Below are 12,362 nucleotides of genomic sequence, written 5' to 3'. Positions count from 1 at the left end.
GTCAAGCAGACCGCCTTGTGGCGGCAGGGTAATCGCAGCATGGAGCGAGAAACGCAGAATCAGCGCCAGCGGAACTGGACGCGGCACAAGCCTCGCCCACGGCGCAAAAACAGCGGCCCGGCGCAAGCCGGGGACGTGCTGTCCGCCCTGCTGGCCTCGCTGGGCGGCGGTCCGGAACGCGCCCGCCTGAGTCTGCTCTGGCAGAACTGGGAACCGATCATGGGGCCGGAACTGGCCCCTCTGGCACTACCCTTGGGCCACCATAAGGATATTCTGCTGATCGGCGCGGAAGACGCCATGCTTATGCAGGAGCTGCACCTGATGAGCGGGGAAATCCTGGAACGGGCCAACGCCTTTATGGAAAGCCCTTTTTTCAAGAGCATAAAAGTCTCTCTGGTGCTGAACAAAACCGTGCTGCGCACAGCCGAATCCCGGCCCGCGCCGGAAGCCCGAATCAGACCCGACGCTCCCCAGCCCCGACCCAGCGGCTCTTTTCTGACGAAGATGGATCCGGCCTCGCCGGTTGCCCGCTGCTATGCGCGCTTCGCCGGAAAACGGGCCGCCCGGAGCGCCGCGCGAAAAAACGCAACGGACTGAACGCGGCTTCATTCCTTACTTTTCTGACAGTTAAAGCAGGGCTTCAAAGGTACTACTTTAAAACCGCAATGCGAAGTCCGTCGCCGGACAGGGCAACGGCAACCCGCCGTAAGGGACATCCGGCGGCTATGACGGCGAAATGCGGCCAGTGGCGCGCCTGCGGCCGGATCCCCGTCTCGTGATGCGGATGGAGCGCGCCGATGCGCAATCCAGGCTTCTTCACAATTTTTTTTGGTGAACCGCAAGACTATTTCTAGACATAAATTTCATATTTTATCTTTGATGGCAGCATGTTATAAAAATACGACGGCGAGGGGCATGCGATTTTGCTGTTTGGTTGCTGCGATCATTGACAAGGCTTTGCCTGCAATGCTAGCTTGCCTCCAGATAACACCCGCCAGCGTCCGGTCTCCGTCCGGCAAGAGCACGCGGAGGAAGGAGAGAACGTGCAGAAAAATATGGAAGAAATCTGTCTGAAACATGACAACGGCAGCGATCTTCAGTTCCGCGGCCGCCTTTTTTCGGAGTGCTCCTGGTACGACGAGGAGCACGGCATGCTCACCCGCCAGAAGCTCTATGTGACGGACAACAACGAACAGGTCTATTATATCGTGCGCTCCAGCGGCCAGGAACGCAGCCGCCATGCCTATCGCCTGTCGGTGCGCGGCGACAATTGCATTATTGACAACGGCGTGACCGAAATGGCCCTCCAATTCGATATGCTCATGCTGGCCGTGCGCGGGCTCTGCGGCCTGGAAGCCGGCGCCACCCCCACCCTGTCCATGGTGGAGGAAATGCTCAAGGCCGCCAATGCCTAGTACCGCCTCCGTATTCTGATTTTCCGCCGCTCCCCTTGGGAGCGGCTTTTTTATGCGCATCCGGCCATGCCCTGTTGCCCCGTCCTTTCCCTCTCCTTCCCCCCAAGCCCCTCTCCCCGCCTCCCAACTGGCCGTTTCGTCCGCTTAGAGTATTTTGCGCTTGAAATTATCGCTTAACGGCGAAACAAATTCGCCTTGCGATAATTTCGCGGTGCGGATTTTCACGGAAAATCCGCACCGAGCGTTGAGATACTTTCAATATCAAAATGCTCTGAAGCGCCTGCCCCGGCAGGTGGCGCGGCGGCATTTAGGTTGCAAATATAATAGACCAACTCTAGTATTATGCCCATGAAAGAACTTCTGACCTTTATGAACTGCCCCTGTGCCGGAAGCAACCTGCCCCGCCTTGTTCACCCCGTTCTGCTTGGCTTGCTGGCTGATGGCCCGCTGCACGGTTACCTGCTGCTCCAGCGGCTGGAGGCCATGCCCCAGTTTCAGGGCAACGCGCCCGACCCTGCCGGGGTCTACCGCCTGCTGAAACAAATGGAACACGACAGCTTGCTGCACGGCACGCAGGAGCCGGGACGCACGGCAAGCCGACGGCTCTTTTCTCTGACCGAGCGGGGGCGGGCCTGCCTGCTGCGCTGGATGGACACCTTGGAACAGCATCAGGCGAGCATAAGCCGCATCCTGGATTTTTTGCGCGGCGCGTCCCGTTCCAGACCAGGTCACTCTTGAAAAGTTGCGCGTTTTCAAAGGTTCATTCAGCACAACAAAAAGGAAGGCACATGGATACCGACACAATTTTGCGAAACTTCGGCCGCCGGGTCGTCTGTACGCAACAGGTATGCACACGCTTTGCGCCCCGCCTGGGAATCAGCCGGGCGCAGGCCTTGGGCATGGGGGCCGCTTTCGGCAGCGGCATGGGCCATGCGGAAACCTGCGGCTGTGTTACCGGGGCCCTGCTGGTGCTGGGCCTGCAATTCGGCCCGCAAAATGAGGAAACAGCCGCCACAGCGGCGGAACGGCTGCAGGAACAGGTGGCTGTTTTTGAAGAGCGCTTTCTGGCAAAGCAGCACAGCCTGATCTGCAAGGAAATCCTGGGCGCGGACATCTCCCGCCCGGAGGGCATGGCCGTTGTAATGCAAAAGGGCCTGTTCGCCGCGGTCTGCGCTCCCATGGTGGCCGCGACCTGTGAAATTCTGGGAGAGATGCTCGCCACGGAAACAACGCAGCCCTGAGACCACAAGGAGGCTTGGCCCATGTTGCCGGACAGACGCGCTTTACTGGGAGGATTGGGTGGACTGGCCATCGGCGGCGCCGTGGCCGGATTGACGGGAAGCCTGGCCCGGGCCGGAACAGGCTCCGGCGCTGCCGAAACGCAGCGCTTTACGCGCTTTTCACAACAGGGCGGCGACTTCAGCTGGACGCCGCGCAAACTGGACCCCGACGAGTGCGCGCCCGTGGCCTACGACGGCTTCTGGCATAACCTGAATGCCTGCGGCTACGGCGCTTTTTACAGTATTGTGGGCATGATGGCCGAAAAATACGGCGCGCCGTACGATCAATTTCCTTTTTCCATGCTGGCCGTCAACGAGGGCGGGATCATCGGTTGGGGCACCATTTGCGGCGCGCTCTACGGCGCGGCCGCGGCCTTTGCCCTGTTCTGGAACCGGGAAGAATGCTCCCCCATGGTCAACGAGCTCTTCCGCTGGTATGAAAGCGCGCAACTGCCCGTCTATGATCCGGGTTCCGCCGCCAGGGCCTTTGTGGGGCCGCTTCCGACCAACGCGCCCGGTTCCGTGCTCTGCCATGTTTCCGTCTCCAAATGGTGCCACGACTTCAACAAGAAGGCCGACAGCAATGAGCTGGGCGAGCGCTGCGCCCGCCTGACCGTGGACGTGTCCCGCAAGGCCATTGAAATCCTGAACGCCAAAATAGCGCAGGGCAAAGCATATAAAGGCGCTTTTTCGGTTCAGGCCGCCGTTGTCCAGTGCGCTGCCTGCCATGCCGCGGGCAAGGAGTCAGACATCCAGAAAAGCAAGATGGACTGTACCCCGTGCCACAGCGGCAACCCGCATCTGGGGGATAAATTCAGGAAGCATCCCTGACCCCCCAAGGGCGGACAAAAAAACCATCCGGCATATTATGCCGGATGGTTTTTTTGTGTCTGTGAAGACAGAAGCGAAAGCGATCTTGGCCTCAGTTTCCGCCTGATTAGCTTTCCGGTTCCAGATTGGGGCTGAAATGGTTGGTGCCCCAGGTCAGAGCCAGGACGAAAAGCGCGGCGAACAGGCCGATGGCCGGGCTCCAGAGCGGCGGGGCCGATAGCGAAAGCCGCATGAGCAGGGTACCGATCACAAAGCCCGAATTGCGGAACACCGCATGGTAAAAGGGCATGTAGCGCTGGGCGATGAGCACCATGGCGATGTCCGCGAAAATCAACACGGTATAGATGGTTTCAAAAAAATGCTGGTCCTTGCCGGTTTGCAAATGAAGCACCAGGTCGTGCATGCCGATGGCGAAAAAGATCACGAACAGGGCCAGGGCCAGCAGTTTTTTGCTCATGACATAACGCATGCGCATGTCCGCATTCTGGATAAAGCGCTGTCGCCGCGCGATGCGCCGGTACATGCCCAGGCAGAGAAAAACGCACAGCGCCCCGGCTCCGGACACGCCGATCTCCGCCACCCGCCAGATATTGTCGATATTGACGTAAACCGGCTCCGGCAGGGCGGCCAGCTCCTTAAAGGCATTGCGCAGCAGGATCAGGGTCAGGATCTCGAACTGCTTGCCCATGGACTGGGACAGGGACGAAGGGATCACGAAAATCAGGCTCATGACCTCCATGGCCAGAATCAGGGTGAAGGCCAGGTGGATGGCGTAAAAATGGCTTTCCGGCGGCTGGGGCAGCCAGAGCGGGTACAGGCCCAGACGTTTCAGCTCCACGCCCGCCAGGGCGGCCAGATAAAACCAGAGCAAAAAAAGGGCGATGCGCCGCTGGGTGGACGGGCGCTCCCAGAAATGATGCAGCCAGTCGAGTATATCGGTGAGCGGCTGGAATTTGTGAATCAGCATAAAGCCTCTGTACTGCGCGCGTTGCGACGTTATTATTCAGGAAGGAGTACTGACAGGCAGAAGATAGCCGGACGGGCGCAAATGTCAAAGGCGGGAATGTGTCTTTTCGGCGGCAGCCCGTAAACCGCCATGCCCGCAGGACACACGCGACAGGATTCGAACCACAACCCCCGAGCCCGTCCTCCCCAAAGGGCGACAGATGCCGCCCTCGGAACCGCCCTCCCCCACGGCTTGCCATCCGTGCCCAGAAAACGTAGAAAAAGGGCTTCCCCCACGAGCTCCCATACCTTGCGACAGCATATCCGCAGCACATTGAGGTAGAGATCATGCCCCATAAGGGTCCGCATATTTCCATTTCGCCCGACTATGTGGTCAACCGCATCCTGAAGATCAATATCGACGACTTCGCGGAATGGCCTGAATCCGTGCGCAATCTCGCCATCGCCATCGCCGAGGAACTTTTCCTGGTGGCCTACAATCCCTTTATCGACGCCGACACCGTGCGCGGCAGCGTGCGCGAGAGCTTCGAGCGGGAATCCGTGTCCCTGGCCCACTATTACGCCACGGCCATCGGCGAGGGCATCACCATGTTCTGGTCCGCCTATGAGGCGGAGGCCGAATTTCGGGACAGGCTCATCGACGCCCTGCGCCGCGTCCTGCCCGAGGAATGCATTCTCATCGAGCCCTCGGCCCTGGTGGAAACGGCCACCGACGCCACGGACCTGCGCATGGAGCTGCCCCTGCTGGTGGTGGAGCCGGACAATACCGAGCAGGTTGCCGAGCTGGTCAAGCTGGCCAACGACATGAAGTTCGCGCTGATCCCGCGCGGCGGCGGCTCGGGCATGACCGGCGGGGCCGTGCCCGCGCGCAAGCGCACCCTTATCGTCAGCCTGACCCGCCTGACCCGCATCGGCCCCATTGATCCGGACGAAATGACCGTCACCTGCCAGGCCGGGGCCATCACCCAGGAAGTGATTAACGCGGTAGACGCGACGGGCGCGCTTTTTTCCGTGGACCCCGCCTCCAAGCAGGCCTCGTCCATCGGCGGCAACGTTTCGGAAAACGCGGGCGGCCCCAGTGCCTTTGAATACGGCACCACCCTGGACAACCTGCTCTGGTGGCGCATGGTCACGCCCACGGGCGAAATCATCACCGTGGAGCGCGAGAACCATCCTCGTCACAAGATCCTGTCCGACGAAACCGCCGTCTTTGTGGTTAAGGACGTCAGCGGCGGCGTGCGCAATGTGGTCCATCTGCGCGGCGACGAAATCCGCCTGCCCGGTCTGGGCAAGGACGTGACCAACAAGGCCCTGGGCGGCCTGCCCGGCATGCAGAAGGAAGGCGTGGACGGCATCATCACCGAAGCCTGTTTCATCATCCACAAGAAGCCGCAGCACAAGCGGGTCATGGTCCTGGAATTTTTCGGCCGCTCCATGCACCCCGCGGCCGTGGTGGTGCGCGAGCTGGTGGCCCTGCGCAACCGCATCCGCCAGGAGGGCGACTACGCCCACCTTTCGGCCCTGGAAGAATTCAACGCCAAGTACGTCCAGGCCATCGAATACAAGCGCAAGTCCGAAAAATACGACGGGCTGCCCATTTCTGTGATCATCCTCCAGGCCGACGGCGACGATCCCTATCTGCTGGACAAATGCGTGGGCGACATCGTCAGCGTGGTGGAACAGCAGGAGAATGTGGACATCATCGTGGCCGGGGACGACAAGGAGGCCGAACGCTTCTGGGAGGACCGCCACCGCCTGTCGGCCATTGCCAAGCGTACCTCGGGCTTCAAGCTCAATGAGGACGTGGTCATCCCCATGGAGCGCATTCCGGATTTCGCGCTTTTCCTGGAGCAGCTCAACCTGGAGTGCACGGCCGCGTCTTACCGCCACGCCTTGCAGGAAGTAGGCCGCCTGCCCGGCTTCCCCATGGAGGACAAGGACTTCAACCGCGAGTTCTCCCAAGCCTCCAAGGCCGCGTCCGGCGACGTGTCGGCCGCGGATGTCTCGGACATTGAAATGGGCGCGCGGGCCGAAGCCTTTCTGGACCAACTGGCGGAAAAATATCCTCACCTGGCCAAGAAGATCGCCAAAATCCGGGCCTACATGGAGGCCAGCCGCATTGTGGTTGCCAGCCACATGCACGCGGGCGACGGCAACTGCCACGTGAACATCCCGGTCAACTCCAATGACGCCCACATGCTGGAGGAAGCCGAGGAAACAGCGGCCCGGGTCATGGCCGAATGCCAGGAAATGGGCGGCGAAGTCTCGGGCGAGCACGGCATCGGCATCACCAAGATCGCCTTTTTCGGCAAGGACAAAATGGACGCCCTGCGCGCCTTCAAGGAGCGTGTGGACCCCCGCGACGTCATGAACCCGGCCAAGCTGGTGCACCGCGAGCTGCCGGTGCGGCCCTTCACTTTTTCTTTCAACCGCCTGATCAACGACATCCATGCCAGCGGCCTGCCGGACAAGGAAAAGCTCATCAGCCTGCTCACGGCCATCCAGATCTGCACCCGCTGCGGCAAGTGCAAGCAGGTCTGCTCCATGTGTTATCCCGAGCGCTCCATGCAGTACCACCCGCGCAACAAAAACATGGTGCTGGGCATGCTGCTGGAGGCTGTCTATTACTCCCAGGTCAACAAGGGCCGCATTGACGAGCGCCTGCTCAAATGGCTGCGCGACCTGGTGGAGCACTGCACGGCCTGCGGCCGCTGCATGGCCAACTGCCCGGTGAAGATCCCCTCCGGCGAGGTGGCCCTGACCCTGCGCGCCCTGCTGGAACACGAGGGCGCGGGCGGGCATCCCATCAAGGAACGCGCCCTGGAATGGTTGGTGGGCGACATTCCGCACCGGGTGCCCAAGGCCGCCAAGATGGCCTCCCTGGGTCAGAAGATGCAGAACAAATTCCTGGGCTTCGTGCCGGAGATGTGGAAGCGGCGCATGCAGAGCCCGCTCTTTTCCGGGCGCGGGCCCAAGATGGGCTATACCAACCTCTACGAGGCCCTCAAGCTGCACCGGGGCTCGGTGTTCGCTCCGGCGGAGCCGCAACCCGGCATGCCCTGCGTGCTCTACTTTCCGGGTTGCGGCGGCGCGCTGTTCTACGACCGCATAGGCCTGTCCTCCATCATGCTCCTGCTCAAGGCCGGCTTTGCCGTGGCCGTGCCGCCCCGGCACCTCTGCTGCGGCTATCCCCTGCTGGCGGCGGGCATGGACACGGCCTTTGAGGACAATCTGGCCCAGAACCGCCAGTATCTGGCGGCCATGCTGCGCAATCTGGCCAAGCAGGGCTTTGACTGCAAATACCTGGTTTCGGCCTGCGGTTCCTGCCGGGACGGCCTGGAACGCCTGCACCTGGAAGAGCAGTTCCCGGACCTGCTGCGGCGGGACGTGAGCCAGCTCGTGCTGCCCCTGCTGGACAAGAATGCCGTACAGGCCGCGCCCGAGGGCAAGAATCTGATCTACCACGGGGCCTGCCACTGCGAATGGGCCGACGTGCACAAAATCAAGGGCCAGAAGCAGTTGGTCAAAGCCCTCGGCGACTTCAGCGGCCTGACGGTCAGCCTCAATCCCGGCTGCTGCGGTGAATCGGGCATGGGCGCCATGACCTCGCCGCAGATCTACAATCTGCTGCGCTCGCGCAAGCAGGACCGCCTGGGACAAGCCTTTGCGGACGGTTATGACGGGCCGGTGGTGGTGGGCTGCCCCTCTTGCAAGATCGGCATTGCCCGCAGCCTGATCAAAATGCACGACAAGCGGCCCGTGCTGCATGTGGCCGAATGGCTGGCCGGGCTGCTGGACGGCGAGGACCGGCGGCAGAGCTTCCGCAAAAAAGCCAACGAGTCGCGCGGCGAGATCCGCGTGATCGAGTTCTAGCATCGACGCATGCGCGCGTGTGGGAAAGGGGCCGGAACCGCTGTGCGGTCCCGGCCCCTTTCATTTCCGCATTGCGGTTACGCGCTTCCTGGCGTCTGATTGCTAAAATTGAGAGCGCATAGGGGGGGGTCCCAATTGAGGAGTTTTGTCTTTCCGGCAATAAAAACAAGCTTTTTACGAAGGGAATGTACTCTTACGGTACTCGACTTGAGTGAAAAATGCAGGTTGACGCAACCGGAAGGCAAAAAAACATGGAGCAGATTAACTTTGAAATACTGCGCATTCCAAAGTTAAAGACACGATTATTCCGCCGCTCAGCTATGCTCTTCTCGCCCGTAACGCTCGAAGACTCGCTAACGGGAGCAGCAACAGAGCAAATAAATTGCGCTACGGCTTCGTAGCGTGATACTGCTCTCGCAGCCTCGTTAGAGCCTTTCAAAATTAAAATGCTCCGGTCAGAAGCAGCCCCTAGAAAGAACGGAAGCGCTCCACCTTGGCGGGCGGCAGGTTGCGCAGGACCAAACCGCGTTTTTCGCGGCGGCAGCCCGCGCGGACCAGGGGCGAACAGCCCCAGAGCGCATAGGTGAACTGGATGATGCAGCCGCTGCGGGCCGTGGCCGCGCGCATCTGCTCCACAATGGCCTGTTGCACGGGCGCGGGCAGGCTGAGCAGGGGCAAGGAGGATACCACGGCAGCCACGGGCCGGTTTGCGGGCAGGTAGTCGGCCAAGCGCGTCGCGTCGCCCCGGATGACGGTCAGTTCGGGAAAACGGTTCCGCAGGACGCGGCAGAACGCGGGCAGACGTTCCAGCACGAGCAGGCGCTCGGGAGCCACACAGGCCCGCAGCGCCCGAGTCACCGCGCCGGTGCCCGCGCCCAGTTCCACCACCAGGCCGTCGCCAGGCGGCAGCATGGCGGCCATGCGCCGGGCCAGATGGACGCCGCTGGGGCAAAGCGCTCCCACGTTGCGCGGCGCGCGTGCCCACTGTCCCATAAAGGCCTCCGCCCGCCCAAAGCGATCCAGCAGAAGGGCCGGGCGCAGAGAAGGGGCCATCCCTTCCAGGGTCTGCCGTCCCAGGTTCAGGGCCAGAGTCGCCAAACGCTCCCGTGCCGCAAGCGCGCAGGAAAATATCTTCATCGCTCACTCCTGGTTGAAAAGAACACGCTGTGCGTGCAAGACGTAGCGCGAGCGGCGTCAGCAAAGCGTCAGGCCGGATGCCGGGCATGTCCGGCGCGGCTCGCTCCCGTTTCAGGCCGTCCGGGGAAAATACGCCTGCGGCGATTGCACTGCGTTACGTCCGCGCGCAACGGCAACCAGGGCGCGTTGACACGACCGGGATTTTGTTCGCTGGCTAGGAAAACGACTCTTTTATGAAGAGAGCGTACTCTTACGGTACGTGACCGGAATAAAAGGTGAAGTTCGACGACGCCAGGGGGCGAAAGAACGTAGTGTCAACACACCCTAAAGCGGCTGGCGCATTTCGTGCGTGAGCGGCTCTAAACGGCCGCCATTGTATCACGGCAATGCCGCGAACGGCCCCCGCGGTCGGAACGCAAAGCAACGGTCGGCAGGCTGCCACGCCCGACGCCTTCGCGGCCCCGTATCGACATTCAGGCTCGAACATGATACCCGCCAAGCATGCTTAATATTGATTTTTCCCAAGCTCTCCACACGCTGGCCATCGCCCTGGTGCCCGCGCTGCTGGGCATCATCCTGCACGAAGTGGCCCACGGCTGGGTGGCCGAACGCTGCGGCGACCCCACGGCCCGCCTCATGGGCCGCCTGACCCTGAACCCCCTGCCGCATATTGATCCCATGGGGCTGCTGGTCTTCGGCCTGACCAGCCTTTCCGGCGCGTTTGTTTTCGGCTGGGCCAAGCCCGTGCCCGTGAACGCGCGCTATTTCCGCCATCCCGCCAAGGACATGATGCTGGTGGCTCTGGCCGGGCCGCTGACGAACTTCCTGCTGGCCGTGCTTTTCGGCGTGACCCTGCGCCTGGTACTGGCCTTTTTCCCCTTTGACGTCTGGCAACAGCACAGCTTCTACATTTTCGCCCTGTCTTCCCTCCAGGCCGGCGTGGTGATCAATTTCGGCCTGGGCTGGCTCAATCTGGTGCCTATTCCGCCGCTGGACGGCAGCAAGGTTGTGGCCTATTTTCTGCCCGGCGAAACGGCCTGGCGCTACCTGAGCATGGAGCGCTACGGTTTTATCATTCTTTTGCTGCTGCTGTTCACCGGAGCCCTGGGCTACGTGCTGGGGCCGCTGGTCAGCGGCAGCGCCAGAGGGCTTCTGTCCCTCCTGGGCTTATTGTAATCCAAAGGGAACACTGATTAATGGCCTTGTTGCCGCCTGCCTCGGCAGAGAGCAAAACCCCTCATTAATCAGGCTTCCCGGAGCAGATTCACTTTGAAATTTTATAAAGTTCAAAGTGAAATTGCTCTAAGACCTCCCCGCCGCGGGCGCGGGGAAAAACGGGGCATTACGCGCTTGAAATACGTGGGCATCGATTACGGTCTGGCCCGCACGGGTCTGGCCGTGTCCGACCCGGAAGGGCGGCTGGCCTTTCCCCTGGTCACCCTGCGCCTTGAGGAATACCCGAACCGTAAGGACTTCCTGGCGGCCCTGGCCGCCAGAATCACCGCGGAAGAGGCAGAAGCCGTGGTCATGGGCCTGCCCCTGCTGGACGACGGCACGGACAGCCTGACCACCCGCCAGGTGCGCAATGTCACCGAGCGCCTCAAACGCCGGGTGGACCTGCCTGTCTTTTACATGCCCGAGCTGCTGAGTTCCGAAGAGGCTTGGTCCGACCTGCGCGACGCCGGGCTCACGGCCCGCAAACGCAAGGCCGTGCTGGACCAGCAGGCGGCGGTGCGCATCCTTGCTTCTTTTCTGGCGCTGCCCCCCGAACAACGGAGACCGGCATGAAAACCATGCTGCGCATAGTGGGCCTGCTGTTTGTGCTGGCCCTGGCGACCTGCGGCTGGCTGTGGTACGAAGCCCAGGTCTTTCTGAACAGCGCGCCCGAAATGCCGGGCCGCGAAATCTTTTTCGACGTGACGCCCGGCGCGCGCCTGGGGCAGGTTTCCGCCGCTCTGGCCGAAAAGGGCCTGGTTACCGATGCCCGCAAGTTCAGCCTGCTGGCCCGCTACAAACAATGGGAAAACCGTCTCCAGGCCGGGCGCTTCGCCCTGAACAGCGGCTGGACGCCCGAGCAGGTCTTGGACGCCCTGGTCAACGGCAAGCCCGTGCTTTTCCGGATCACGGTGCCCGAAGGTCTGACATGGTGGCAGACCGGCCGCCTGCTGGAAGAGGCCGGGCTGGTCCGCTTCGCGGATTTCCGGGACGTGGTCACAGACCCGGATTTTCTGCGCCATTACGGCATTCCCTTTGCCACGGCCGAGGGTTTTCTGATGCCCGACACCTATCTGCTCAAAAAAACCGACGAGCCGGACGACGCGCAGTTCAAGGCCCAGGCCCGCGCCGTGGCGGGCCGCATGGTGGACAATTTCTGGCGCAAAACCGCCGCCGTCTGGCCCGGCAAGGCCAGGCCCAAGCCCGACGATCTCAAAAAATGGGTGATTCTGGCCTCCGTGGTGGAAAAGGAAACCGCCATCGACGCGGAGCGGCCCCGTGTGGCCGGGGTGTACCGGAACCGCCTGGCCCGGCAGATGCTGCTCCAGGCCGATCCTACGGTGATCTACGGCCTGGGACCGGCCTTTGACGGCAATCTGCGCCGCAAAGACCTGGACGATCCGAACAACCCTTACAATACCTATCAGCGGCCCGGCCTGCCGCCGGGGCCCATCTGCTCCTTCGGCACGGCGGCCCTGGCCTCGGCCGTCAATCCGGAAGCCCACGATTTTCTGTACTTTGTGGCCAAGACTGACGGCGGCGAGCACGTTTTTTCCACCACACTCACGGAACACAATCGCGCCGTGCGCCAGTATTTGCAAAACCGGCGCGGCGGGCGTTAAGGTGGGCGTAACGCAACGCCAGG

Annotated in this window: 11 protein-coding genes; 9 read left to right on the top strand and 2 right to left on the bottom strand. The window is 61.8% G+C overall.

Annotated elements, in window-relative coordinates:
• The first annotated feature begins 39 nt into the window (after positions 1–39).
• From HMPREF0326_RS03670 to HMPREF0326_RS03650, 5 genes are all read left to right on the top strand, one after another.
• A complete protein-coding gene (locus tag HMPREF0326_RS03670; protein WP_008682988.1) occupies positions 40–597 on the top strand; it encodes a DUF721 domain-containing protein in 558 nt (185 codons plus the stop codon).
• 446 nt (positions 598–1,043) lie between these two features.
• On the top strand, positions 1,044–1,415 hold the full coding sequence (locus tag HMPREF0326_RS03665) for a hypothetical protein (protein ID WP_008682987.1): 372 nt from the start codon (positions 1,044–1,046) through the stop codon (positions 1,413–1,415).
• 348 nt (positions 1,416–1,763) lie between these two features.
• The gene (locus HMPREF0326_RS03660; RefSeq protein WP_232224906.1) at positions 1,764–2,153 is read left to right on the top strand and encodes a PadR family transcriptional regulator; all 390 of its coding nucleotides are present in this window, start codon (positions 1,764–1,766) and stop codon (positions 2,151–2,153) included.
• Between the two features lie 50 nt (positions 2,154–2,203).
• Positions 2,204–2,656, top strand: a complete 453-nt coding sequence (locus HMPREF0326_RS03655) for a C-GCAxxG-C-C family protein (RefSeq protein ID WP_008682985.1) — start codon at positions 2,204–2,206, stop codon at positions 2,654–2,656.
• A gap of 21 nt (positions 2,657–2,677) precedes the next feature.
• Complete coding sequence (locus HMPREF0326_RS03650) at positions 2,678–3,526, top strand: split-Soret cytochrome c (protein WP_020990216.1); 849 nt, start codon at positions 2,678–2,680, stop codon at positions 3,524–3,526.
• A 106-nt stretch (positions 3,527–3,632) separates the two neighbouring features.
• Here HMPREF0326_RS03650 and HMPREF0326_RS03645 read toward each other — a convergent pair whose 3' ends face one another.
• A complete protein-coding gene (locus HMPREF0326_RS03645) occupies positions 3,633–4,493 on the bottom strand; it encodes a hypothetical protein (protein ID WP_008682983.1) in 861 nt (286 codons plus the stop codon).
• Positions 4,494–4,819: 326 nt separating this feature from the next.
• Between HMPREF0326_RS03645 and HMPREF0326_RS03640 the strand changes: the two genes are divergently transcribed.
• A complete protein-coding gene (locus HMPREF0326_RS03640) occupies positions 4,820–8,365 on the top strand; it encodes an FAD-binding and (Fe-S)-binding domain-containing protein (protein ID WP_008682981.1) in 3,546 nt (1,181 codons plus the stop codon).
• Positions 8,366–8,833: 468 nt separating this feature from the next.
• Here HMPREF0326_RS03640 and HMPREF0326_RS03635 read toward each other — a convergent pair whose 3' ends face one another.
• Positions 8,834–9,502, bottom strand: coding sequence for a class I SAM-dependent methyltransferase (locus tag HMPREF0326_RS03635; RefSeq protein ID WP_020990215.1), 669 nt, complete (start codon positions 9,500–9,502; stop codon positions 8,834–8,836).
• 501 nt (positions 9,503–10,003) lie between these two features.
• Between HMPREF0326_RS03635 and HMPREF0326_RS03630 the strand changes: the two genes are divergently transcribed.
• From HMPREF0326_RS03630 to mltG, 3 genes are all read left to right on the top strand, one after another.
• Positions 10,004–10,678: a site-2 protease family protein gene (locus HMPREF0326_RS03630; RefSeq protein WP_008682974.1), complete on the top strand. Its 675-nt coding sequence runs from the start codon at positions 10,004–10,006 to the stop codon at positions 10,676–10,678.
• A 174-nt stretch (positions 10,679–10,852) separates the two neighbouring features.
• On the top strand, positions 10,853–11,290 hold the full coding sequence (gene ruvX, locus HMPREF0326_RS03625; RefSeq protein WP_035073122.1) for a Holliday junction resolvase RuvX: 438 nt from the start codon (positions 10,853–10,855) through the stop codon (positions 11,288–11,290).
• Entirely contained in the window at positions 11,287–12,339 is a 1,053-nt protein-coding gene (gene mltG / locus HMPREF0326_RS03620) for an endolytic transglycosylase MltG (RefSeq protein WP_008682970.1), read from the top strand. Before ruvX ends, mltG begins: the two co-directional genes overlap by 4 nt.
• Positions 12,340–12,362 lie beyond the last annotated feature (23 nt).

Origin of the sequence: Desulfovibrio sp. 3_1_syn3 (assembly GCF_000145315.2) — a bacterium.
Classification (GTDB): domain Bacteria; phylum Desulfobacterota; class Desulfovibrionia; order Desulfovibrionales; family Desulfovibrionaceae; genus Desulfovibrio; species Desulfovibrio fairfieldensis.
This window is presented reverse-complemented; position numbering and strand designations above follow the sequence as displayed.

What these genes read in the sequence shown, in the direction of transcription:
- HMPREF0326_RS03630 (WP_008682974.1), top strand. Translation starts at nt 10,004, where the DNA reads ATGCTTAATATTGATTTTTCCCAAGCTCTCCACACGCTGGCCATCGCC.
- HMPREF0326_RS03655 (WP_008682985.1), top strand. Translation starts at nt 2,204, where the DNA reads ATGGATACCGACACAATTTTGCGAAACTTCGGCCGCCGGGTCGTCTGT.
- HMPREF0326_RS03660 (WP_232224906.1), top strand. Translation starts at nt 1,764, where the DNA reads ATGAAAGAACTTCTGACCTTTATGAACTGCCCCTGTGCCGGAAGCAAC.
- HMPREF0326_RS03650 (WP_020990216.1), top strand. Translation starts at nt 2,678, where the DNA reads ATGTTGCCGGACAGACGCGCTTTACTGGGAGGATTGGGTGGACTGGCC.
- HMPREF0326_RS03640 (WP_008682981.1), top strand. Translation starts at nt 4,820, where the DNA reads ATGCCCCATAAGGGTCCGCATATTTCCATTTCGCCCGACTATGTGGTC.
- HMPREF0326_RS03645 (WP_008682983.1), bottom strand. Translation starts at nt 4,493, where the DNA reads ATGCTGATTCACAAATTCCAGCCGCTCACCGATATACTCGACTGGCTG.
- HMPREF0326_RS03635 (WP_020990215.1), bottom strand. Translation starts at nt 9,502, where the DNA reads ATGAAGATATTTTCCTGCGCGCTTGCGGCACGGGAGCGTTTGGCGACT.
- mltG (WP_008682970.1), top strand. Translation starts at nt 11,287, where the DNA reads ATGAAAACCATGCTGCGCATAGTGGGCCTGCTGTTTGTGCTGGCCCTG.
- HMPREF0326_RS03670 (WP_008682988.1), top strand. Translation starts at nt 40, where the DNA reads ATGGAGCGAGAAACGCAGAATCAGCGCCAGCGGAACTGGACGCGGCAC.